A 23,420-nucleotide genomic window follows, 5' to 3' on the forward strand; every position below is an offset into this window, starting at 1 on the left:
TTTTAATGAATGGGCTTGCAAGGTTTTTCCGGGATTTACGCGTGATCTCGTTATTGGCGGTGTTATTGGCCGGCGGGGTGCTGTTTATCCTGTTTGCCATCTTTGAGTGGGGCTTTGTATTCCCAGTCATTGTGCTGACCCTCGGTATCGCAGCCTGGGCCGTGTATTGGCTGCTGCGGCGTCACCGTGCCGCGCAAGCTGGCGAACAGCTGAACGTCATGCTCGCGGCGCAAGGTGCTGGGTCGGCCGATGCTTCGCAGGATGCCAGCAAGAGCGAGGTAGACCGTTTGCGTGGACGGCTTGAAGACGCCATCAAGACCATCTGCAATTCCAAACTGGGCGAAACCTCCGGTCGTGCAGCGTTGTACGAGTTGCCTTGGTACATGATCATTGGCAACCCCGCTGCGGGCAAAAGTTCTGCCATCAAGAGTTCAGGCCTGCACTTCCCGTTTGCCGAGCAAGGTGGCGCAGCCATCCAGGGCGTAGGGGGTACGCGTAACTGTGATTGGTTCTTCACCACCGAAGGTATTCTGCTCGACACCGCAGGCCGCTATTCGGTACAGAATGAAGATCGCAATGAATGGTTCGGCTTCTTGGGATTGCTACGTAAGTACCGTCCGAAGGCGCCCATCAATGGCATCATGATTGCTGTCAGTATTTCCGAGTTAAGTCAAAACCGCCCCGAACATGCCATTCAGCTTGCCAAGAACCTGCGCCAGCGCGTGCAGGAACTGACCGAGAAGCTGGAAGTATTCCCTCCGGTCTACGTTATCTTCACCAAGATGGACTTGTTGGCGGGCTTTACCGACTTCTTTGAAGCCAGTGATGAGCAGGAATGGCAGCAAGTGTGGGGTGCGACCCTGCCTTATAAGGTAGATGTCCCTACCGACGCCGTCAGTCAGTTCGATACCCAGTTCGAACACCTGAGCGAAGGTCTGAAGGACCTCAGTGCGGTACGCATGTCAATGCAACACAAGCAGGCGATGTCACCCGGTTTACTGACCTTCCCGATGGAGTTCATCGCCATCCGGCCGGCATTGCGCACGTTTATCGCCACGTTGTTTGAAGACAATCCTTTCCAGTTCAAACCCGTATTCCGCGGTTTTTACTTCACCAGCGCATTACAGGAAGGCCGTGCGGTCAGCCCGTTGACCGAACGTATGGCATCGCGTTTTGACTTGCATGTCAGCGGTGAGGAGCGAGAACAACGCTTCAACGCCAGCCATGGGTTCTTCCTGAAAGACCTGTTTTCCAAGGTGATCTTCGCCGACAAGGGATTGGTGCGCCAATATGCCAGCCGTCGCAAGCAGCAGGTCCGTTATGCCAGTTTCTTTGCGGGTGTGGCTGTCCTGGGCCTCTTGTTGGCAGGGTGGACCACGTCGTACATCGGCAATCAGCGCCTGTTGACCAATGTGCGGGCCGACCTCGACAAGGTGGTTCGTTTGCAGGAGGGTCATACCGACCTTGCCGTGCGCTTGGAGGCGATGGAAATTCTGCAGGACCGCATCACCCAATTGCATAAGTACCGTGAAGACAAGCCCTTGTCGCTGGGGTTTGGTCTTTACAAGGGTGATGAGTTGGAAGACAAGTTACGCCGCGAATACTTCCATGGCGTGCAGGAACTGATGTTCAAGCCGGTTGCCGCCAATCTTGAGTCATTTCTTACAGATGTAAATGCTCAGGCTGGCAGCTTGAAGGAACAAAGCGCCAAGCCCGCCCAGACTGCGGGTACGGCCGCGGCAGCAGGGGGAGACCAGCCCTATAAGGATGCTTCGCCCAGCAATGTGGATGACGGTTACAACGCGCTCAAGACCTACCTGATGCTGGCAAACCGGGACCGGCTCGACCCTGGTCATTTGAATGACCAGATCACCCGGTTCTGGCGTGGTTGGCTGGAAAGCCACCGTGGCAGCATGTCGCGGGAGACGATGATACGCAGCGCGGAAAAGCTGCTGACTTTCACCTTGTCGCAGACGACAGAGCCGGACTTCCCCCTGATCGAAAATCAGCTGGCGTTGGTTGACCAGTCACGCGAGTCGCTACGCCGTGTCGTCAAGGGTTTGCCGGCCCGCGAAAGGGTGTACGCTGAAATCAAGCTGCGCGCCGCAGCCCGCTACCCCGCCATTACGGTGGCAGCCATTGTGGGTGATGAAAACAAAGGCATTGTTGCTGGCAGCTACATTGTGCCGGGTGTCTTTACCCGAGCAGCGTGGGATGGTTATGTACAAAGCGCCATCAAGGATGCGGCCTCCAAGGAAACGCAGGCGAGTGACTGGGTACTGAAAACGGCCGTGCGTGACGACCTCACCCTGGAGGGCAGTCCTGAACAGATCCAGAAGTCGCTGACGTCGATGTACAAGGCCGAATATGTTCGGGAGTGGCAGAAATTTGTCCAGAACGTCACGGTCGCCGAGTTCCCTGACTTCAATCAGGCTGTGGTGAATATGAATCGGCTGGGTGACCCAACCTTGTCGCCGATGTCCAAGTTGATGGACATCCTTTACCGCGAAACCTCGTGGGATAACCAGTCCTTGGTGGATGCCGGTTTGACGCAGGCCAAGCGTGGCTTTATCGATTGGTTCAAGGAAGTGATTCTGCGCCGTGCGCCTAGCGGTACGGTGCCCAGCGGGGCTAATGCAAGCAGTGCTGCCCAGCCTGGTGCGGTTCCCATGGGACCGATTGGCCGTGAGTTTTCGGTGGTAGGCCATCTGATGCGCGCTCGCGGTGAAGGCAAAGATCAATCGTTGATGAAGGGGTATCTCGACCTCCTGAGCAAGCTGCGTTCGCGCTTCAACCAGATCAAGAATGCCGGCGATATCGGCCCGGGAAGTACCACGCTGATGCGCCAGACCTTGGACGGCAACGGCTCGGAGCTGGCTGATGCGCTCAAGTATGTGGATGAGCAGATGCTCAACGGGGTGACGGATAGCGCCAAGACCACCATGCGCCCGATGCTGGTGCGACCGCTGATGCAGTCCTTCGCCGTGTTGCTCAAGCCATCCGAGGCGGAAATCAACCGTACCTGGACAGCACAGGTGTACGAGCCTTTCAGCCGGTCGCTGGCGGGTAAGTACCCGTTTGTTGCGAATTCCCGCGTCGAAGCGGGCGCGCAGGAAATCGCCACCATCTTTGGCCCGGAAGGCGCTATCGCCAAGTTCACTGAAAAGTCGATCGGCCCATTGGCGGTCCGCCGGGGCGATATGCTGAGTGCTCGTACCTGGGCGGACATGGGGGTGCAGTTCTCGCCAGCCTTCGTGGCGGACTTCCCCCGTTATGTATCGGCGCAAGCGGGTGGCGGTGCTGCGGCGGGCGGTGGGGCATCCGCCCCAGCCAACCAGACTCAGTTCCAGATCATGCCGATGTCGGCCCCGGGCCTATCGGAGTACACCATCGAGATCGACGGCCAAGTCATGCGTTACCGCAATGGCATGCAAGCCTGGAACAGCTTTGTCTGGCCGAACCCCAGTGCCACACCCGGTGTGAAGATCACGGCCACCACGTTTGATGGCCGTGCCGTGGAATTACTGAATGTGCCCGGTAATTTCGGTCTGGAGAAGATGATAGGTGCAGCCCAGCGAAAGAAGAAAGAGCAGGGCTTGTTTGAGTTGTTGTGGGCGAATGGCAATGTGTCGGTGTCGGTCAACTTCCGCATAATCAGCAGCCCGCAGGTAGATGGTAGCGGCAGTGCCCGCCAGGGCCAGGGTTTGCAGGGGTTGACCTTGCCGCAGACAATTGTCGGTAGCGAATTCGCCACGAAGGTGGCAGGAGCAGGCGCGTGAATCTGACGAATATCCTTACCGAGCAGCCAGAGCTGTACTACTTTGGCAAGTTCCCAGCCCGAGGGGATTTCGTCCGCAGCAATACCGGCAGCGGGCTGATGAATGTGTTCGACCAATGGATTTCGTTGGCATTGGACATGCTGGCCCCCGATCCGCGCTGGAAGCTGAACTACGATGCCGCAACACCGGTACGCTTCATGTTTGTTGGTACAAGGAGCCGTGCAGTTGTGGCGGGGGTGTTGACGCCGAGCATGGACAGCTCTGAGCGGCGTTTCCCCTTTATATTGGCCACTCAGTTTCAGGTGGACCGCCCACTGGACTTTTCCAGCCTCGCGCCGTTACGTTTATCGCGTTGCTGGCAGTCAGCCGAATTGCTTGGCCTGCGGGCGCGGCAAGCGGCTTCGGACGAAGCATTTCTGAGCGCCATCGGCCCGCATCCTGAAGGATTGCAGCTTGATGGCAGCCACGACGAACGCTTGTTTGCCGAATGGCTGCAAGTCCAGACAATTGAACAGATTGATCGCGAACTGCGTACCACCTGGCCGGAATTCTCCCTACGCCGTACTGCGTTGGCGCTGGGGGTCTTGTTGCAGCCTGTTATTGCGAAGGGTGCCACCAATCTGAACAAGGGATTGATGTTCCCCTTGCCCAGCCGGGCGGATACCAATGCCTATCTGGCCAGTTTCTGGCTGGGTCTGGTTGCAGGCTTCCTGCAACGGCATGAGTTTGAGCTGTCGGCATTGCTAAGCCGCCGTGGCGACCAGTCGGTATTGCTGGTGGGTTTTTCCGGCGCAGCCTCTGAAGCCCTGGCCGCCGTTGTCAGCCCCGATGTGGCAGAGGACTACCTGATCGACATTGCTGATGCCGAGTGGGTGGAGGAGCATCTGGATAGCGATGCGGGTTGCCGCAAGCTGGCAAGCTATGCCGATCATCCACAATTGTCGTTGGCGCAGCTGCGCATCACTTTCAATGAAGTTTTTCTGGGGTTGTAAATGACAATCAGCCGATCTCTATTCCTGCTGGGCGCTGGCCTGTTCTTGGCTGGCCAGTTGCGGGCGGCCGACCCAGTGGCCCCCGCACCCGCAGCGGCCAGTAATCAGGTCATTACCGTTACCGGCGCTGTGCCCGATCAGGCAACCAAGACCATTATCCTCAATCGCCTGCGTGAAGTTTATGGGGTCGACCGGGTGGTTGATCAGATCAGCGTTGGCGGCGTGATCATGCCGGCCAACTGGGCGCAACACGTACAAGCATTGATCAGCCCCCAGCTCAAGGCGGTCACTCGGGGCGAACTGAGCGTGGATGGCAATACGGTGAACGTAAAGGGCGATGTCGCCAGCGATGCCAACCGGCAACAGGTCACCAGCCAGATCGCCAGTTCATTGAACCCGACTTATGTAGTCAAGAGCCAGCTGCGGGTGACGATGGCCGAGCAGTCGGTGCTTGATCAGGCCCTGGCCAATCGTATCGTCGAATTCGAAAGCGGCAGCGCCAAGATCACCGCAGCAGGCCAGGGGATTCTCGATGAAATGAATAACGCCCTGAAGCAATTCAATGGCCGCCGTGTTGAAGTGATTGGCCACACCGACAGCCAAGGTGCGCGTAACAGCAACGTTGTGCTGTCCAAGGCGCGCGCCGATGCCGTCAAGGCTTATCTGGTGCAGAAGGGCATTGCGGCCGATAGCCTGATTCCCATTGGTATGGGGCCGGACCGCCCTGTTGCCCCCAACAATACCGAAGACGGCCGTCGCCGCAACCGGCGTATCGAATTCAACCTGAGCCAATAAACGCTGGATGCAACAACCCTGTTGGGCAGGGGCAGCAGCGCCGCGGCTCGAATCCGCTTTACGCACTGCGTAACACCTTACGAAGCGAGCCACCATGTACCCGCTGTCTTTCGCCACTGGTCAATTGCTTAGCCAGTTTCAAGCCCAACTCGGCCAATGGCAAAGTAACGATCGCCTTTATCGCCTGCATACCAAGCTGGGGTCGGATGCTCTTTTGGTAGAGCGTGTTGATGGTGTCGAGCAAATCATCGGCGCACCGCTGCCTGCCGCAAACGTACTGTTACCCGATGTAAGCCGCTTCCCGGTAGGCGCACTGGTTGCCGAACAAGCCGCGCAGCCGCTGCCTCAACTCGGCCACCTAGCCATTGCGCCAGCCTTGCTGCAAAGTAGTGATGTGCCGGCCAGCGCCCCAGATAGCTTGTTGTGCGGCTACCGTCTGGCCCTCATCGTCCTCAGCCCCAATAGCGGGCTGGACGTCAACAGCCTGCTCGGCGCACCGGTATTGCTGGAAACACAAACCAGCAGCAGCCGTACCAGTCTGCGCCCCACACACGGCCATATCAGCGAAGCCCAAGCGCTGGGCAGCAATGGTGGTTTGGCGCGCTACCAGCTGGTGGTTGAGCCCTGGCTGGGTTTTTTACGCCAACGGCGCGACAGTTGGGTGTTTCAAGACAAAACCATTGCCGAAATACTGAACAGCATTTTTAGCGACTACCAAGGCCAGGGTGCGCTTGCACCGGCGTGGCGGCTGGCGTTGGGAGATAAATACCCTAAGCGCAGCCTGCTGACCCAATACCGTGAAACCGACTGGCATTTTGTCCGCCGCCTGATTGAAGACGAGGGGCTGGTGTGCTGGTTTGAGCATGAGGGGGATACCGGCAGCGCCAGCTTGGGCAAGCACACATTGGTGATTAGCGACCGGCTGGGTCTGGATGTGGCTTGCATCGACAATCCCGAATCGCCGATTCGTTTCCACCGCGCGGATGCTACAGAAGGTGGTGATGGCTTGGCTGGTATGACAGCGGGGGCACTGGGTTTAGGCCCCGGAGGGCGCGACAGCTTCCAGCATTGGCAGGAGCAACGCCATCCGGTACCTAGCCAGCTGCGCCTGCTCAGCCATGACGACCGTACGCTCAGCGATCAATCGGTTGAAGCCAAACCCAGCGCCACGCAGAAACAAGGTCCCACGCTGCAATTGGCCGACCACATCAGCCACTACGCCTGGGCCGGCACGGACGACGGCGAACGGCGCGCCTTCAACCTCTTGGCGGCTTACCAGACCCAGGCCCGGCATATCCAGGCAAAAGGTACCGTACGCAGTCTTGCGCCGGGCCAGGTGTTTGTTCTCAACCAACACCACCGTTACCCGCAAGAAGCCCGTTTCCGCGTGCTATCGGTGCATCACCAGGGCCGCAACAACCTTAGTGCCGACTTCAAGGCCAGTCTGAACCAAGCCTTTGGCCCCGACGGCGATGACGCTTTCCCTGAACACTATGGCAATCGCGCTGTGTGCTTGCATGCTCGCGCTGCTGTGGGCATGGGTGACGCCCTCGATATCCCCTTTGCCCCGGCCCCCAGCGTAGGCCGCTATCACAGCAAGCCCACCATCCAAGGGGTGCAAACCGCCACCGTGGTAGGCCAAAAAGGCCAGCCTATCGACACCGACCGTAACCACCGCGTCAAGGTGCAGTTCCACTGGCAGCGGGGCGGCAGCGCCCATAACCGGCAGGCCCATACCACGGGCGACAACAACGCCCCGGCCAACGAACACGCCGGGTTCCGTGGTGCCGGTAGATGTAGAAACCCCCTTGCTGTTTTTGCATCCAGAAACGGGGGAAATCATTGCTGTGCCCAAAGAGGACGGCCCCGCATTTCGTTCGCACTACCTCAAGCTGAGTTTCTTGATGGCCGACTATCAAGCGGCCAATAAAGCCGTCTTTGAGTGTGATGCCCGCATGGAGAAAATTGCACAAGCCATTGCCAGCAAGAAACCGGTACCAAACAACCTCATCAAAGAGACAGAACAAGTACTGACTTGGGCATTGGAATGGCAGGAAGAAGCCAATGCGGCAATTAAGACCGAGCTGAAGCCACTAAGTAAACTGGGTGATAGCGGAAATAAGCTCATAGAGCTGATTCCACTGATGAGTAAAGCGGGCGACAAACCCCGTCAGACATCAACCAAGCACGAAACCAGCTTGGAAAGTGGTATTGATCCGGCAATGTGAAAGCGCATATAGGCTTACAGTACAAAATTCCTAATGCATTGTTTTAAAATGTCTTTTATCTTTGTTCATATGCACTATTTAATTGCCGCCTTAATAAAGCAGAAGCGTTGCGAGGCATTGACCCGCTTTTTAAAATCGTCCTAACTATAAAGATCTTGATGCCTGATATTAAAAATAAAAACCAGAGCCTCTATGAGGATTTGCTGCATACCTTAATGACAGCTTATTCTATTGGCCAGAAATGCTAGGCGACTTGGGCGATCATTTCATGTGTACTCCTAAAAGTGACTATTTTCTTAGGTTGTTTACACATCTAATAGCGTTTGAAATTAATGGCTGCGCTTCACAGTTGATATGACTATTGTCATTGGCTTTTCTAAAATACCGCGTACGTGTAATCAAGCCCTTCAATAATCTGAGTGCTCCTTAAATGACTATGAATCTACGTTTGCGTGTCTTAGCTGCGATTGTAATCCCTTTACTTTCATCATTCGCGGCGCAGGCGGAGGAGTGTTCGGAAGAGAGCGTAAAACCCTTCTGTATTCATGAACGAACCCAGAATGAGTACGACCGAGCCGATAAAACGCTCAACGCGGCATATAAAAAAGTGCTGAAAGCGATATCGAAGCCAAAAGAAGATGGCCTGGATTACCCCTTGCTCAAAACGAAGTTTATTGAGGCGCAACGGCAGTGGTTGCGCTTTCGGGATAGTGAGTGCAATGCTTGGTACGTAGTCAATGAAGCGGGGGCGGATCGTAATTTCGACGAAACGGCTTGCTTGGTGAAGAGAATGCAGGACCGTACCCGGCAACTGGAGGAATGGCTGGCGTACTTGCCTTGAAGGATGGAACCTGTTCAAAGTCAAACGATTTAAAAGCCTCATCGGCCTACCCTGTGAGAGGTATACGAGGCGCTAGTCCATTGCACTTCTGGCAACGCTTGGGTCGGCGCGGAAAATGGCTTCATAAAAATCAATGACGGCACGTACTTTCGCTGAGTTGCGGGAGCTTTGAGTGGACACGGCGTGAATCGGCGTTTCAGCAATGGCGTAGTCTTCAAGCAATAAGCACAGCCACCCCGCTGTTATGACGGCCACCACCCATCCATGCCGATATCTGTGCGATGCCCAGCCCACCCAGCACGGCTTGGTATACCGATCCCGGGCTATTGGTTTGAAAACGCCCGGCGATGCGCACCTGAATGGGTCGCGGTCGGTTTGTTCTGGTGGTGGACTTGGCGGGGGGCTTGGCGAGGTAAGTCCAGCTGCGGGTGGCGCTTGGCTGGTTAAAGAAAATGAATTCGTTGGGGCTATATAGCCTTAGGCTGGAACCGATTGAAATTGGCGAGCCGGTGCTGGTCAACGGACGCTTTTCAGATATTGCCACACGCGTTAATGGTGGCTGGCAATACATCATGGATCACGCATCGTTGCCAACCGGTAAGTAAATCAACCCAAGTTATTGGAGATATGTTTATGAACACCTTGTTTGACTCACTTCAAGTTGGCGACTTCACCCTGCCTAACCGCATCATCATGGCGCCTCTCACACGCACCCGAGCCAGCGGTGCTGGCCGGGTGCCCAATACGTTGATGCGTGACTATTACGTGCAGCGCGCCAGCGCTGGGATGATTATTTCGGAAGCCACCGCTGTTTCGCCCATGGGAGTGGGCTACCCGCGTACGCCCGGTATCTGGTCTGAGGAACAAGTCCAGGGGTGGAAGGCGATTACGCAGGGTGTGCACCAGGCCGGTGGGCGTATTCTGCTGCAGCTATGGCACGTAGGACGCATCTCCAGCCCAGACTATCTGGATGGCCGCCTGCCGTTGGCCCCTAGCGCGATTGCAGCCAAAGGCCATGTCAGCTTGATTCGCCCGCTACAAGACTATGTAGTGCCGCATGCGCTGGATACCCACGAGGTGCGGGATATCGTCGAGCAGTTCCGGCAAGGGGCAATCAACGCCCAGCGTGCGGGTTTTGACGGTGTGGAGTTGCATGGCGCGAATGGTTATTTATTGGACCAATTCCTGCAGGATGGCAGTAATCGCCGCACGGACGAGTACGGCGGGCCGATTGAAAACCGTGCGCGCTTGCTGTTGGAAGTAACCGATGCCGCGATCTCGGTTTGGGGGGCTGGGCGAGTAGGCATGCATTTGGCCCCGCGTGCGGATATTTTGGACATGGGCGACTCGAATCTGCCCGCGACTTTCGGGTATGTGGCGCGTGAATTGGGCAAGCGGAAGATTGCGTTTATCTGTGCGCGTGAATCACAGGCGGAAGGCCGCCTCGGCCCTGATCTCAAGCAAGCATTTGGCGGTGTCTATATTGCCAATGAAGGCTTGACGCCAACGTCGGCGTCTCAGTTGCTTGCCAAGGGCGAGGCGGATGCGGCTGCGTTTGGTAAGTTGTTCATCGCCAACCCGGATTTGCCGGCTCGCCTGCAAACGGGTGCGCCGCTAAACGAATGGGACGATAAAACGTTCTACAGCGAGGGGGCGGCAGGCTACACCGACTACCCTGCGCTTTCCTACGCAGCAGCATTGGCGTAAGCCGGGAAATGTCGCCATTCACCTGTGCCAGCAATGGCGCGGTGAGTGATGTCAACTGTTGTAGCAAGCGGCCTTGAAGCCCGTTCACTACAGCAGTTGACTGGTGGGCAAGGGCTTGCAGCTTGAACTGGTGTGCCAGCGGGCCCATAGGCAGGAAGAGGCTGGCATTACACCGTGGCAGCAGGCAAGCAGATTGATTTGGAAAGCTGGAACGGCAGCCCGTATCACCTCCCCACAACCCAAAGCCCATTCAGCTTTCGGTGTAATGCTGCAGCAGCAGATATATTCTGCCACTTTCGATTGCGCTAGAATGCATCGGTCTTGATTAAATGGAGTTCCACCTGTGGACAGTCCCAGTAGTCGATCTTTGATCGACAACACACAGGCACGGTAACTGCGAATCTCTCTCGCCGCTACCCTGCCGCAATGGCGGGTAGTGGCTTAAAGCAGCCGGCTCTCGGTTGCTTTGCTACTTTCCCTTGATTTAATTGGTGCTGCGCCCTGCGGCACAGATTCGGCCGAATGTGTTATCGCATTGGCTGAGGGGAGTATGCATGCATTTCCAGTTCATTTCTTTGCGCAGCAACGCGCTACCGACCATTGCGCCAGGCCTAGGCCTTGAGCGCCCTGGTTTTACATCGGCTTGCACCCTGGTCAGGACGCTTTTGCCACTGACCCGCAAGTCTACTAAACCCTGTTCAACGCCTCACGAGCTAAGGCGAAAGCGGCTGAGAAAGCGGAATTTACTGCGATAGGTGCATTCCGGCGGCGTCCTCAAAGCTGAATCGCCATCGCGTCCCAGACCTTGAACAGGTACTTAGAACGAGCAAACAACGATGCCCGACCCTGATTTTTTCCGCCTGCGTAATGCCCTGCTGACAGGGTGAACTGCGCAGGCCATGCTGGAGCGCAAACATGAATTTCACCCTGTTAAAGGAATTCTTCGCGGGATTCCTACGCAACCGTCACATTGGTCGGCACTTCCGCCGCCTTGCCCTGCTCGATACGCTGACCCAGACCGACGTCAGCCGCGAAGTGCCCACCAGCCTGACCAAGACCCTGGTTTCTGCAGCCAACAACAACCCCGAAACACTGCTTAAGCAGCTCGGCAGCCATAGCGAAGGGCTTACTGAATTACAGGCCATCGTTATACGTGAACGTGTCGGCCTAAACGAAGTCGAGCATGAAAAGCCACTGCCGTGGTGGCTATACCTATGGCACTGCTATAAGAACCCCTTCAACCTGCTGCTGACCCTGCTGGCTGTCATTTCTTACCTGACCGAGGATCTCAAGGCCGCCATTGTGATCGGCACAATGGTAGTGCTTTCCACCCTGCTGCGCTTCTGGCAAGAGGCCAAGTCCAACAAAGCCGCCGACGAACTCAAGGCGATGGTCAGCAATACGGCCACGGTGCTTCGCTGCGATGCACCCGATACGGCCATTGCCGACACCGCCCCCTATCCTGGCGCAAGCCAGCACCTCAAAGCCACGTCGCGTGTTGAGCTACCGATCAAGTTACTGGTGCCGGGTGACGTGATTGTGCTGTCGGCAGGCGACATGATCCCGGCCGACTGCCGCTTGCTAAGCGCCAAAGACCTGTTCGTGTCGCAAGCCGCCATGACCGGTGAATCACTGCCTGTAGAGAAATTCGCGGTGCAGCACGACACCCAGGCAATCAACCCGCTAGAGCTGGACAACATCTTGTTCATGGGTACCAATGTGGTGTCGGGCGCTGCCACGGCAGTGATACTCAGCACCAGCAACAGCACCTACTTTGGCGCACTGGCCAGCCGTGTCACTGCGACCGACCGCACACCCACCGCATTCCAGTCAGGTGTGAACAAGGTGAGCTGGCTGCTTATCCGCTTTATGCTCGTGATGTCACCATTGGTTCTCTTCATCAACGGCTTCACCAAAGGCGACTGGATGGAGGCGCTGCTGTTCGCGCTATCCATCGCCGTGGGCCTCACGCCCGAGATGTTGCCGATGATCGTGACCTCGACGCTCGCCAAGGGCGCGGTATTCCTGTCGCGTAAGAAAGTCATCGTCAAACGGCTGGACGCTATCCAGAACTTTGGCGCGATGGATGTGTTGTGCACTGATAAGACTGGCACGCTAACCCAAGACAGGATTTTCCTGTCGTGGCATGTCGATGTATGGGGTAACGATTCCGAGGAGGTGCTGGAAATGGCCTACCTCAACAGCTATTACCAGACGGGCCTCAAAAATCTGCTTGATGTGGCGGTGCTGGAGCACGTCGAGATACATCGCGAGCTGGAAGTGGCAACGGCCTTTCGCAAAATCGTCGAAATCCCGTTTGACTTCACCCGACGCCGCATGTCGGTCGTGGTGAGCGAACGGGATAATCACCATGAACTTATCACCAAGGGTGCCGTTGAGGAAATATTGTCGGCCTGTACGCACGTTCGCCATGGCCCAGCCATAGAACCGCTTACCGCCGAGATGCTGGCGCGCATCCACCGGGTAACGGCCGATCTTAACGAAGAAGGTTTGCGTGTCGTGGCTGTCGCCGCCAAAGCAGTGCCACCGACCAAAGAAAACTACGGCGTTGCCGACGAGTCGGATTTGACGCTGATCGGCTACGTCGCTTTTCTCGACCCGCCCAAGGAATCAACCGCATCAGCACTCAAGGCACTGGCCGAACACGGCATAACAGTCAAGGTGCTGACTGGCGACAACGAACGGGTTACTGCCAAGATCTGCCGTGAAGTCGGCCTGGAACAACACGGCGTTATCCTGGGTAGAGACATCGAACGCATGAGTGATGCCGAATTGGCCCTGGCGGTAGAAGAACACAATGTCTTCGCCAAACTCACGCCGTCTCACAAGGAACGCATCGTGCGCTTCTTGAAAGCCAACGGTCACGTGGTCGGTTTTATGGGCGACGGCATCAACGACGCCCCAGCACTACGCTCCGCCGATATCGGTATCTCGGTCGATACGGCGGTGGATATCGCCAAGGAAGCCGCCGATATCATCCTGCTGGAAAAAAGCCTGATGGTATTGGAAGAAGGTGTGCTCGAAGGCCGCCGCACATTCGCCAATATGTTGAAGTACATCAAGATGACGGCCAGCTCCAACTTCGGCAGTGTCTTCTCAGTGCTGGTGGCCAGTGCCTTTATCCCCTTTCTGCCGATGCTGCCGATGCACCTGCTGGTGCAAAACCTGTTGTACGACATCTCGCAGATCGCCATTCCATTCGACAACGTAGATGTAGCATTGCTGAAGCAGCCACAGCGCTGGCAGCCGGCTGACATCGGTCGCTTCATGGTGTTTTCGGACCAATCAGCTCCCTCTTCGACCTCGCCACCTTCGCGTTGATGTGGTTCGTGTTCGGGGCCAATACGCCGGCTGAGCAGACGTTGTTTCAATCAGGCTGGTTTATTGTCGGGTTACTGACGCAAACTTTGGTCGTGCATATGATTCGCACTGCCAAGGTACCAATTATCCAGAGCCGGTCTGCGACGCCGTTGCTGGTGATGACCGGAATCATCATGGCGGTAGGCATCTTTCTGCCAATGGGCCTACTGGCGCACTACTTCAATTTGCAAGCCCTGCCGCCGCTGTACTTTGTGTTCCTGCCCATCATCCTACTGGCGTATATGGGACTGACGCAGCTGATGAAGGGCATCTACGCACGCCGTTACGGCTGGCAGTAAGCCGGTGAAGCAGAATTAGGGAGGTGTCGCGAAGGGAAGAGCCTCTTGACCGGGAGTGTTCGCGGCCCGGACGTCTGGTCAATTAGCCAGAATTGGCTTCAGATGCTGAGTCCCGGAGATAAAGGGTTCAATCTCATCCCCGGAATGGAAGGAAGCCCTATGAGCCAAGAACTACACGGCTGCGCCACAACGACTGGGCACGGCTATCGCTGGTCCGATAGCTAAGAATCTGCCTAAAGTCCGTTGCGCATCGGCAATATGGCGTTGAAAACCTCCTCGGAATGCTCATTACCTATGTCGTTGGGCGCGACGCCCCTCAAATCTAGGAACGTTGCGAAGCCACCGAGAACCGGCAGCTTCAAGCCACTACCCGCCATTGCGGCAGGGTAGCGGCGAGAGAGATTCGCAGTTACCGTGCCTGTGTGTTGTCGATCAAAGATCGACTACTGGGACTGTCCACAGGTGGAACTCCATTTAATCAAGACCGATGCATTCTAGCGCAATCGAAAGTGGCTAAATACATCTACTACCGCGGCATCACACCGGAAATTAGATTGGCTTTGGGTTGTGGTGAGGAGGCAGCCAAAGCCTGCCCGTTCAGTACCGGGTCGGTGTAATCAAGGCCTGCGCCTTCCAGGTGTCCGGCGAGGCGACGCCAATAGCTGTCGTCCCCCTTCAGCTTGATGCCCAGGTCATACCAGCCATAGCTGGCGTATACCGACTTGATGATGGTACGGCTTTGGCCGGCGGGAACATCAATCACCTTCACCATCGTGTCGCCGTAGGCGTTGTCTACCAGTTTGAAGCTGCAATCCTGAGTGCCGTTGTTGTGGAAAGTCAGCCGCACATAGCGGGCAGAGGGCACCTCCTCCAGGCTTACTTCCGCTTTGCGGGGCAGGCTTTCCACGCTGCCGCCGAATTCCCGCGCAAAGCCGTTGTGGCTGAGAACATTCAGGTGATATTGGCTGCTGTTCCAGGTCCAGGTTTCCCAGTCAATCCGCTTGCCTGCTTCCACAGTGTAATGCCATGGCCCATCATTGCGCAGGGCGGAGTAGACGATGAAAGCTGCCGCTGTTGTACCTGTGTTGGCAAAGCTGAGTGCGTATTTGCCCGCCGTGGCGACGGCAGAACCCGTAACTGACGATTGATAGGGCAGGGGGCAGGCGAGGCGCGGTTGGGTGGTGGTTGATACTTCCTGCTTGGGTACGCTTTGTACTGCCGGTGGAAGGGCATCGCGGCCGCCCCCCAGTTTGAAGTAGTCGGCATTACGCGGCACGTTGTTGGGCCAGGTTGCATTGGGGTTGGAGAAGACGAGGGTACTCGTTAGGTCGCCGCATACAGCCCTGCGCCAGGGCGATATGGCATTGCATTGCACTTGGTTGCGAGGTAGCCCCTTGCCTTGTACCAGCCACTCTTCCAAGAGGCGGATCATCGAGGTGTGGTCGAACAACTGGGAATTGAGGCGGCCGCCTTTGCTCCAGGGCGATACCACCAAAGTTGGCACACGCGGCCCGAGCCCGATAGGCTCGGTGCTGTTGTACACTTCGCCGTCCGTGGCATTGTGCAAGGTGGTGCGGCCCCGGCTTGAATTCAATGGCGGCATCGTGGGGGGCATGTGGTCGAAAAAACCATCGTTTTCGTCGTAGGTGATGATCAGGACAGTCTTGGACCATACCGCTGGGTTATCCACCAGTGCAGTCAATAGGCGAGCGGCAAAGTGCTCGCCGGCATTGGGTGAGCAGGAGGGATGTTCGCAATATTCGGTTGGGGCGCAAATCCATGAGACTTGCGGCAGGCGGTCGGCTTTCACATCTGCGGCGAACTCGTCGATCAGCCATTGGCCGCTGGTGCCGGGGGCATTGGCAGCGGTCGAGCCCGCCGCTGTGGCGCGGCACCGTTGGTATAACGGGTTGTCTGGCGATAGGCGCTGCCCATTGGCATCTACCCGGAAGTGCTTGAAATACTGCAGGTAGTTGTCGCCGTAGTTATCCCATTCCTGATACACCTTCCAGCTGATGCCATTGGCTTCCAGTACCTCGGCATAGCTTTGCCATTCCAATCCTTTTGCCGCGGGGTTGTCATTGGTAATGTCTGCGTTGTAGGTTCCGTTATTGACGTTGTACAAGCGTGAATCCTGCAAACCCGTGACAAAGCCATTGGAATGGCCGCTGAGTGCATACAGGCGGTTGGGGTCGGTTGGGCCAAACACCGAGCAGTGGTAGGCATCACATACGGTGAAGGCATCGGCCAGGGCATAGTAGAACGGTAAATCGCTCCGGTTGAAAAACCCCATACTGCGCGCAGTTTTGCGGTATACCCAGGCATTCCAATCCTTCCATGTGGTTTCAGACCCTTTCCAGGCATGGTCAAGCCCTACCTTCAGCGCATTGGTGTTGCGTGCATCAAAGTGATAAGGCAACACATAGTTACTGCCATTGGTTTGATACCACACTGGCTTGCCTGATGGCAGTTGAATAGCACGGGGGTCATTAAAGCCGCGTGCTCCCGCCAAGCTGCCGAAATAATGGTCGAACGACCGGTTTTCCTGCATCAGAAAGACGATGTGTTCCACATCCTTGAGACCCCCAACGCCTTGATTGGCGGGTGTAGCCAAGGCCCGCGCAATGACTTGGGCAAAGCTGGGTGCACTGGCTAAGCCTATTGCCCCTGCAGCAATAAAGCTTCTACGGGAAAGATTCTTTACCGACATATCGTCTGCTCCGCGTAAGTGAATGTCGGCATTCTTTGGGAAGAACAAGTCAGCCTTATGACACTGGGCGAGAGGCCGAAGACGATGTTGCGAATTTCGATAGTCAGTTATGGGTCGTAACTGTGTTTGCGAAGAAAAAGGCATGGCCGGACGATATTGCGGCCCAGCGATATTGCTGGCGGGATCAGCCATTTGGGGGGAAGACATGGTTGGAAGCTTTTTAACTTCGAATTAACAGGGGGGCGATGAGGTGTGGCTAGCGGCCTGAAGGCCGTAGAACCTGCTCACGGTCTTATTGCACCACTGTCATCAGCGCTTATGTACTGCGTGAAATTCTCATGTATCTAAATACATGCCGCTTTCTGCGCTGCACTTCACCCAGCTGACAGCTGCGCCTGACAGATCGTGAACAGGTTCTAGGGTTGAACAGCCGCTAAGTACAAGGGCTGTTCAACCTAACTGCCCTTACTGCCAATAGGCTGTTGAGCGACGATCGCTCGAAACAAACGGTACTGAAGCAGTGCAGCTCGCAGGGGCGCAAGTTCCACCATACAGGGGGAACTTGGTTGTGTTCCGCCCATCTACCTTAACCGTAAGGCGATAGGTCCTGCCACCGGATACGGTTTGGTCCTGGTCGCGATACTGTTGCCGGATGTTGAACGAATCGGCACTTGATGTTGTGCCACCACTTGTCGATGTACCACCACCAGCAACCTGTCCTTCTTGCCAGTAGGATTGGACACGATTGTCGCTGTTCCTGAACGGGCTGTAGCTGGTACAGGTAACCGGGGCACATGTGCTACCAAATATCGGGTAGCTGGTAGTGGATTTGCCATCAAGGATAACGTTAAAGGCGTAGTTCCGGCCGTTGAACACCACCTGGTCACCATGGCGATATTGCGCGTTATTGACGAACGTGCTGCTGGATGGCGTAGTAGGTGTGGTTGGTTTCGTAGGTGTTGTCGGTTTGGTCGGCGTGGTCGTTGTGGTTGGGGTAGTGGTGCCACCATTATCTAATACCCACTGAGCTACGGTGCGGCCGCCATCTTGTTTACTGCGCCAGGCCGGATGGGTTGGCGCAGCATCAACGCCATAAATGTAAAAGGTGGGGTTTGGTTTTCCATCGGACACGATGGAGAGTCTGTAATTCTTACCGTCATACATGACTACGTCACCATTGAAGTACTTTTCTTCGGCCTCGAAAGTGGTTTTGCCAGAGGGGCCTGACTTTTCGTTATCAATGCCCTTGGCATTATTTCTTCCGCCGTAGTAGCGTTCACCCGCAAAGGTACCGCCAGTGTTAACTGTGTCGAGCCAGCTATTGAACTCGCTGTCGTAACGGGTACCGATTTGGTTCAATAGAATGCGATTATATTCTTTATAATCGCCCGACCGTAGAGCCGCGAGAAGTTGTTCGATGTTGTCGCGATGACGCTCAAACATGAAACGTACAGCTAGATAGCCCCATTTGTAGCAACGTACCAAGTAGTCTGGCATGTCATAGGTATTCTGGAAGATCGTGCTGAGCGGATAGGTTTTTTTCTTGCCAATTTCAATAGCAGCTGTGTTGTTGTTCTTGTACGTGAAATATTCTGCCGCGCCTTCCATCCACCATACGATTTTGCTGTTATTGGTAGCATCAGCGTAGGACTTGAAGTTGTAGATATTATCGACGTAGTGGATAAATTCGTGTTCCAAGTTCCAAAGTAGTTTATTGCCTACAGGCCCACTCGTTATATCGTCTTTGTGAAAGGCGTAGAAGCGCTGAATATTGCCAGGAATGTTAGGGCTCCCTTCCATGGTGATACCGCCATTATTGGTAGAGATGCCGTAGACAGCGCCGCCGTACTGTTTGTAGTCCTCCAGTGATTTGAAGGCAATCACTTCTAAGCCTGCGTTGAATTTGGTGGGGATGATATTGGCCTTACTCGGCTCCAACCCAAACATGGATTGGGTGAACAACCGATGCTCCTCTAGCAGCAGTCTGCAGGACTCAGTCAAGTTGGCATCAGAGAACCCTTGCGAAAGGATCTTGATATTGGGTGCACAGTTGCGTTGGTTGGTCAGTATTAGTTTTTCCCATCTCTCTTTGACATCGCACACGTTGTAGCTGCTGCAATTCTTCTTATCGTACCTATTTAACTTCAAGGCGGCGGTGATCCAAATCCTATCGCCATACCCTTGAAAGCTATAGCGGGCTAAGGCGTCACGCATTATGGGAAGGACTTCTTGCTTGAGTTCCGTCGATTCCAGCATGTTTCCCAGCCCCACCATGGCTTCAACAAGTATTTCTTCGTTCTCGGTACCTATTAGAGACTCACTGTTGCGTATCAGGTTACTGAAGGTTTTAAGGTAGCTGGTATCGCGCTTGACTATGGCAACGGCGTCGGGGACATTTTTGATGCGTTGAATCAACTCCGCTAGATAATAAGTGGAATTTGAAAGACGAGATTCACTTCGTATAAATTCAGTAGTGACTCCATCCATTTTCGCTTTGATTATCGGTAGGAAATTGGTTATTTCACCAAGGAGATGGATCATTTTGTAGGAGCCTGCCAAGACTTGTCCATTACCTTGCGAAATCCTACGCGAGTTATTGGAAGTCAGCAGTGAACGCAGGCCGGGAACGATTTCATTCTTCAGCGTGTTACTATACTTTGGTAAGTTTAAGGTGTTCTGGCGATAATAACCTGCACGCAAGTATTCCTGCAGTTTATCAATTTGAGTTTCATTAGTACTGTTGTAGTTGGCAGCAAGCCGGCGATATTCTCTGGCTATATCCAACATTATTGATTCGTGGAATAAAATGGATGCTTGTGCGTCGGAGGCGCCAAATATTTGTTGCCTACATTCTTTGGATATGACTTTCTCTATCAGATCCCTGCCGCGGTATCTGGTTATTTCATCAACATCGCAGGGAGTATCTGCAGAGTCGGCCATCATCCGAGCCATTGCCTTAGGACTAAGATTTTCTGATTGTTGAGTTTGCTTTGCGGTTTTTACAGCCCCGTGAATTTGGATGGTATTCTCGGGTAAGCCGACATCGGCCAGGGCGAGATTACTTGTCAGTGAACCTAGTGCCATTAAGCAAGCTAGCGTTGTGCGTTTGAGTGTAATGGTCATATCAGCAGTGCTCCGAATAACGATGTTGGAAAGCAGTGTTCGATTTGGGAAGGCAGCGCAGCAAATAAGGTCTAACCGTCCCATAAGCAGGCGTACCACCACATGAAAACAACACCGTATTCTGATCTACGAAAACGGTGCTGCAGGTTATGACAAAGGCATTGAGTATGTCAAAGGCATAATCCGGTATAAATTGGCATCTAAGCCATTTATTTGGTTGGTCGCTCTATTGCATTAGGAAGGTAACTGGCTGTTCACAAGCACTGGTGCGGGTTTCGAGAAGTTCAACCGACTGTCAGTTGGGGCTTGTGCGCTAGTTATGGCATGAGGTGCACAATGGTGGCTAGATAGAGCAAATGAAGCACTACGGTGCTATGTGGAATAGGACTGACAGGGTAATGGGCGATGAGCCGCCTCGTTTATTAAGCCAAGAACTGGGTGAATAAAACAAAGTGAGTTGTTGGTGGGGTTAGGCAGGTTAGCGCTAGGAACCGGTATATCCGAGAAGGCGTTAATTGAGCTTGGGTTCTGAAATTAGGCTACTGACGTGATACACAAAAAGTGATTTCTAACCCAGTAACAGCGGGGGCTGACCTTGGCATTTTGAACCCAGGCCAAAGGGTGGATGGGTACTATGCCTATCCACCTTTCGCACTTTACTGCCTATACCCAATTGCCCGGCCATTAGACGACACATACGGCGTTGCTCTCAGACAGGTAGCCGGTGAGTAGTTGCCACAGTACAGGTAGTAGGCTGTTGAGGGATTGCCATCTACCTTGATAGCGAAGCGGTAAGTTCTGTCCTCGAGCGTCGTTTGAGTTGAGCATGGTTGCTGAGAGGTACTGAACTGCCCTGTTGAGCCGCTGCCTGTAGGAAGCTGACTTTCCTGCCAGAACGAGGGGACCCAGTTATCACGGGTTCTGAAGGGAGTTTGGGTCGTGAGCGACTGGAGCAGAGGTGCCGCTATACAATGCATAGTCGCCCTCCCGGTTGTGTCTGTCTATTAACACGTTGTAAGTGTAGGCCTTGCCGTTGTATTGCGTTTGATCGCAATGGCGATATTGCGGCTAGATATCAAATACCTTACGAGTAGGCGTGGGCACTGGTGTAGGGGTAGTAGGAACTGGCCGCTCATTGCCGTCCACCCTTGGCATTGTTTTTTTATCACTACCATAGGCCGCACCGGCAAAGGTACCGCTATTGCTGACACTATCAAGCCAAGTGTTGAATTCCCCGTCATAGCGTGTACCGATTTGCGAGCATATGCCATTGCCATATTCATCGTAATTGCCGGCCCGCAGTAAAGCAGCAACCATTTCAATATCAGTACGATGGCGCTCAAACATGCAGCGTACAGGCAGATAGCCCTATTGATAGGAACGGTTTTAATAGTCCCCCATGTTGTAGGTATTACGAAAAATGGTTCAGAGGGAGTAGGTTTTTAGGTGGGAAACCTCAATGGCTTCAGCATATTCATTCTAGTGCGAGAAGTATTTCGCCAAGCTTTCTATCCACCACACGATGGGCTGACCTGACTGCTCAGTCGCGCAGACTACCGCTAGGTGGGGCAGGATGTTGCAAGAAAAACCTGACCATTTCTTGACTTGCATTAGGCCCCAGTGAGTCAGTATAGCTGCCTTGCGTGCTACCACCCGACCAGGCATGTCCAGCGCCATGAATAACCCAATGCTCAATTGATGGCTCACTCTTTTCGTTGTGATGTACGGTAACGGAATAGTGACGGCCGTCCGGTACCTTTTCCTGCCGGGTGGATGGGTTGGGAGTAGTGCCATTGTCGAACCCTGCCTGGGCTTGCTTGATGACTTGGTCCCCATTCATCGGATGTACCGTTTTATCGCTATCGCCGTGAAAGACAATAGTCGGCAGCGTATTTGTGGTTGACTGCCGCCCCGATCGTTTTTCCCGTTTCCCCAAGCCCTGTTGCATAGCAGCGAGTGCGGAAGGAATATCAGTCGCTGCGGCATAAGGAATGCCGGAATGTACCCCTACTGCGGCATATATATCGGGGTAGGTTGTACCCATCACCAATGCCATGGCGCCACCTGCCGATAGGCCAGCTACATACACACGTTTGTTGTCTATACCGTAGCGCCACATGATTTCTTGCGTCATGCCGGCAATGATGGCGGGTTCGCCATAGCCACGTTGTTGGTCGCTGTGTCTAAACCAGTTCCAACAGCCCGAGCTATTTGCTTGGCTGGACTGACCAGGGTACAGCACAAAGCATTGGTGATGCTCGCCGATACTATTCATGTCGGTACCGGCTGCGAAGTCATCAGGATTTTGCTTGCAACCATGCAACATGACTAACAACGGTAAGGGCTGCCCCTGGTAGGCGTGAGGGACATATAGCTTGTACGCGCGCTCGCCTGACGAGCAACCGTAGGTCCCGGAAAAGAACCCGCTTTCCTTATCCCCTGTAGGTGCATTTTGCGGGGGGGGGTCAGTGAAGTCAGTGTATTCCCCTGGTGTATCAATGATCTGAAAGGTCCCCTCGATAGTCATGTTGTCATCTACAGGAGGGGCTTTGGGGATAATGGGTGCTGTCTTTACCCGCAAACTATGCTGAATCAGTGTTGTTGCATCCCGTAAGCGACCGGAAGAAGTCAGGCGCGCTGCTTCTCGCAGCATGTCTTGCATTCGTTCAATCATTTTCAGACTCTCTCAAGATCGGTACCCAGTAAAAGCAAGGGGCGATCAAGTTCAATAGATACGTTCAGCCAAAGCGGCCTTGACAGCAGTGCTGGCTTGTAAAACACCCAGCACATAAATTGACTCAATCGTTACCAGCGCGAGATCTGGCGATACATCGTCATCAATGCTGACGAGCCCGACCACATGGATCTGCAGTTTCTCTCCCCGTGTCTGCACCATTTCCAACTTGTGGCGATTGTAATGCTGCAAGCCTAGCGTCAACGTCTTGCGGGCAACGGTCTGTTTGATGACATCCGCATGCGTGGCCAACAGATTACGTGCGGCGGTGCGAATGAAATCGGTACGGTTGGAATAAAACCCTTCCTGTACCAGTAGATCGATTTGCCCGAGGTCGATCACACCGAGATTGATCGTCATCTTTTCTGTTTCACCGGCTTTTGTCCGCTCGTCTTTCATCGCGTCCCCTACCATCTAATTACCATCCGTATGGAAGGTATGCTAAATGAATATACGCAAAGGTCAAGTTAAATGTTGCGGTGCAGCAAATCTGATTCATGAAGTTGAAGTTAGTTCTAACCCAGGCTCAAGGAAAAATCAGATGGCTATTTCCGCTGCTGGGGGCAAGAAAATAGAGTGTTTTAACGCACTTTGTTTGATTGGAGGGGATGCTTCACAAAGGCTAACTAGGGCGTTGTTAAGGCGGATTTAAAAACGAACCTGACGGATTTTGATTAATCACTGATGTTACGCAGTGCATACGCTAACCTGTCGCCATGAAGAACAAAGAACTCGATTTGTACACCGACTATTTGCTGAGCACGTTTGGTGCGGCGACAGCAACGGGCTTGTCGGCGATGGTAGGTGGTGCAGTGAGCCACGACCAGGTGA

At 54.5% G+C, this 23,420-nt stretch carries 16 protein-coding genes; 9 read left to right on the forward strand and 7 right to left on the reverse strand.

Translation table 11 applies throughout. From position 1 onward, the window contains the following. The first annotated feature begins 5 nt into the window (after window positions 1-5). From tssM to CSQ89_RS01055, 6 genes are all read left to right on the forward strand, one after another. Window positions 6-3,779, forward strand: a complete 3,774-nt coding sequence (gene tssM, locus CSQ89_RS01030; RefSeq protein WP_099404335.1) for a type VI secretion system membrane subunit TssM — start codon at window positions 6-8, stop codon at window positions 3,777-3,779. Then, window positions 3,776-4,771 (forward strand): type VI secretion system-associated protein TagF, encoded by a 996-nt coding sequence (gene tagF, locus CSQ89_RS01035; protein ID WP_158228849.1) that lies wholly within the window; start codon window positions 3,776-3,778, stop codon window positions 4,769-4,771. Before tssM ends, tagF begins: the two co-directional genes overlap by 4 nt. Continuing rightward, window positions 4,772-5,566 (forward strand): OmpA family protein, encoded by a 795-nt coding sequence (locus tag CSQ89_RS01040; protein ID WP_099404337.1) that lies wholly within the window; start codon window positions 4,772-4,774, stop codon window positions 5,564-5,566. Between the two features lie 94 nt (window positions 5,567-5,660). Continuing rightward, window positions 5,661-7,496: a type VI secretion system Vgr family protein gene (locus CSQ89_RS01045; protein ID WP_099404338.1), complete on the forward strand. Its 1,836-nt coding sequence runs from the start codon at window positions 5,661-5,663 to the stop codon at window positions 7,494-7,496. Further along, on the forward strand, window positions 7,471-7,794 hold the full coding sequence (locus tag CSQ89_RS01050) for a hypothetical protein (RefSeq protein WP_099404339.1): 324 nt from the start codon (window positions 7,471-7,473) through the stop codon (window positions 7,792-7,794). Before CSQ89_RS01045 ends, CSQ89_RS01050 begins: the two co-directional genes overlap by 26 nt. Before the next feature lie 430 nt (window positions 7,795-8,224). Next, window positions 8,225-8,635, forward strand: a complete 411-nt coding sequence (locus CSQ89_RS01055) for a lysozyme inhibitor LprI family protein (RefSeq protein ID WP_099404340.1) — start codon at window positions 8,225-8,227, stop codon at window positions 8,633-8,635. A 72-nt stretch (window positions 8,636-8,707) separates the two neighbouring features. On the opposite strand, the gene CSQ89_RS22345 is transcribed toward CSQ89_RS01055, so the two are convergent. Further along, window positions 8,708-8,857, reverse strand: coding sequence for a hypothetical protein (locus CSQ89_RS22345; protein ID WP_158228850.1), 150 nt, complete (start codon window positions 8,855-8,857; stop codon window positions 8,708-8,710). Continuing rightward, window positions 8,850-9,209, reverse strand: coding sequence for a hypothetical protein (locus CSQ89_RS01060; RefSeq protein ID WP_143747043.1), 360 nt, complete (start codon window positions 9,207-9,209; stop codon window positions 8,850-8,852). The genes CSQ89_RS22345 and CSQ89_RS01060 overlap by 8 nt, the downstream gene beginning before the upstream one ends. A 59-nt stretch (window positions 9,210-9,268) precedes the next feature. Here CSQ89_RS01060 and CSQ89_RS01065 point away from each other — a divergent pair, with 59 nt between their 5' ends. From CSQ89_RS01065 to CSQ89_RS23645, 3 genes are all read left to right on the forward strand, one after another. Beyond that, on the forward strand, window positions 9,269-10,342 hold the full coding sequence (locus tag CSQ89_RS01065; RefSeq protein ID WP_099404342.1) for an alkene reductase: 1,074 nt from the start codon (window positions 9,269-9,271) through the stop codon (window positions 10,340-10,342). 915 nt (window positions 10,343-11,257) lie between these two features. Then, window positions 11,258-13,684: a magnesium-translocating P-type ATPase gene (mgtA, locus tag CSQ89_RS01070; protein ID WP_308418100.1), complete on the forward strand. Its 2,427-nt coding sequence runs from the start codon at window positions 11,258-11,260 to the stop codon at window positions 13,682-13,684. Next, window positions 13,684-14,022, forward strand: a complete 339-nt coding sequence (locus tag CSQ89_RS23645; protein WP_308418101.1) for a cation transporting ATPase C-terminal domain-containing protein — start codon at window positions 13,684-13,686, stop codon at window positions 14,020-14,022. Before mgtA ends, CSQ89_RS23645 begins: the two co-directional genes overlap by 1 nt. Window positions 14,023-14,548: 526 nt before the next feature. Here CSQ89_RS23645 and CSQ89_RS01075 read toward each other — a convergent pair. From CSQ89_RS01075 to CSQ89_RS01095, 5 genes are all read right to left on the reverse strand, one after another. Then, window positions 14,549-16,939 (reverse strand): phosphocholine-specific phospholipase C, encoded by a 2,391-nt coding sequence (locus CSQ89_RS01075; RefSeq protein ID WP_099404343.1) that lies wholly within the window; start codon window positions 16,937-16,939, stop codon window positions 14,549-14,551. A 258-nt stretch (window positions 16,940-17,197) separates the two neighbouring features. Beyond that, on the reverse strand, window positions 17,198-19,855 hold the full coding sequence (locus tag CSQ89_RS01080; RefSeq protein ID WP_158228851.1) for a collagenase: 2,658 nt from the start codon (window positions 19,853-19,855) through the stop codon (window positions 17,198-17,200). A 1,068-nt stretch (window positions 19,856-20,923) separates the two neighbouring features. After that, complete coding sequence (locus CSQ89_RS01085; RefSeq protein ID WP_255408610.1) at window positions 20,924-21,217, reverse strand: collagenase; 294 nt, start codon at window positions 21,215-21,217, stop codon at window positions 20,924-20,926. Window positions 21,218-21,395: 178 nt separating this feature from the next. Continuing rightward, entirely contained in the window at window positions 21,396-22,517 is a 1,122-nt protein-coding gene (locus CSQ89_RS01090; RefSeq protein WP_233202930.1) for an extracellular catalytic domain type 1 short-chain-length polyhydroxyalkanoate depolymerase, read from the reverse strand. Window positions 22,518-22,580: 63 nt separating this feature from the next. Next, on the reverse strand, window positions 22,581-22,988 hold the full coding sequence (locus tag CSQ89_RS01095) for a CopG family transcriptional regulator (protein WP_233202931.1): 408 nt from the start codon (window positions 22,986-22,988) through the stop codon (window positions 22,581-22,583). Window positions 22,989-23,420: the final 432 nt, after the last annotated feature.

The sequence above is a fragment of the Chitinimonas sp. BJB300 genome, from assembly GCF_002735695.1.
Lineage (GTDB): Bacteria > Pseudomonadota > Gammaproteobacteria > Burkholderiales > Chitinimonadaceae > Chitinimonas.

Excerpts from the sequence above, each read along its gene's own strand:
- CSQ89_RS01065 (WP_099404342.1), top strand. The coding sequence starts at position 9,269 with ATGAACACCTTGTTTGACTCACTTCAAGTTGGCGACTTCACCCTGCCT.
- CSQ89_RS01075 (WP_099404343.1), bottom strand. The coding sequence starts at position 16,939 with ATGTCTTCCCCCCAAATGGCTGATCCCGCCAGCAATATCGCTGGGCCG.
- CSQ89_RS01095 (WP_233202931.1), bottom strand. The coding sequence starts at position 22,988 with ATGAAAGACGAGCGGACAAAAGCCGGTGAAACAGAAAAGATGACGATC.
- CSQ89_RS01060 (WP_143747043.1), bottom strand. The coding sequence starts at position 9,209 with ATGATGTATTGCCAGCCACCATTAACGCGTGTGGCAATATCTGAAAAG.
- CSQ89_RS01090 (WP_233202930.1), bottom strand. The coding sequence starts at position 22,517 with ATGCAAGACATGCTGCGAGAAGCAGCGCGCCTGACTTCTTCCGGTCGC.
- CSQ89_RS01045 (WP_099404338.1), top strand. The coding sequence starts at position 5,661 with ATGTACCCGCTGTCTTTCGCCACTGGTCAATTGCTTAGCCAGTTTCAA.
- CSQ89_RS01055 (WP_099404340.1), top strand. The coding sequence starts at position 8,225 with ATGACTATGAATCTACGTTTGCGTGTCTTAGCTGCGATTGTAATCCCT.
- tssM (WP_099404335.1), top strand. The coding sequence starts at position 6 with ATGAATGGGCTTGCAAGGTTTTTCCGGGATTTACGCGTGATCTCGTTA.
- CSQ89_RS01050 (WP_099404339.1), top strand. The coding sequence starts at position 7,471 with ATGGCCGACTATCAAGCGGCCAATAAAGCCGTCTTTGAGTGTGATGCC.
- CSQ89_RS23645 (WP_308418101.1), top strand. The coding sequence starts at position 13,684 with ATGTGGTTCGTGTTCGGGGCCAATACGCCGGCTGAGCAGACGTTGTTT.
- CSQ89_RS01040 (WP_099404337.1), top strand. The coding sequence starts at position 4,772 with ATGACAATCAGCCGATCTCTATTCCTGCTGGGCGCTGGCCTGTTCTTG.
- mgtA (WP_308418100.1), top strand. The coding sequence starts at position 11,258 with ATGAATTTCACCCTGTTAAAGGAATTCTTCGCGGGATTCCTACGCAAC.
- CSQ89_RS01080 (WP_158228851.1), bottom strand. The coding sequence starts at position 19,855 with ATGACCATTACACTCAAACGCACAACGCTAGCTTGCTTAATGGCACTA.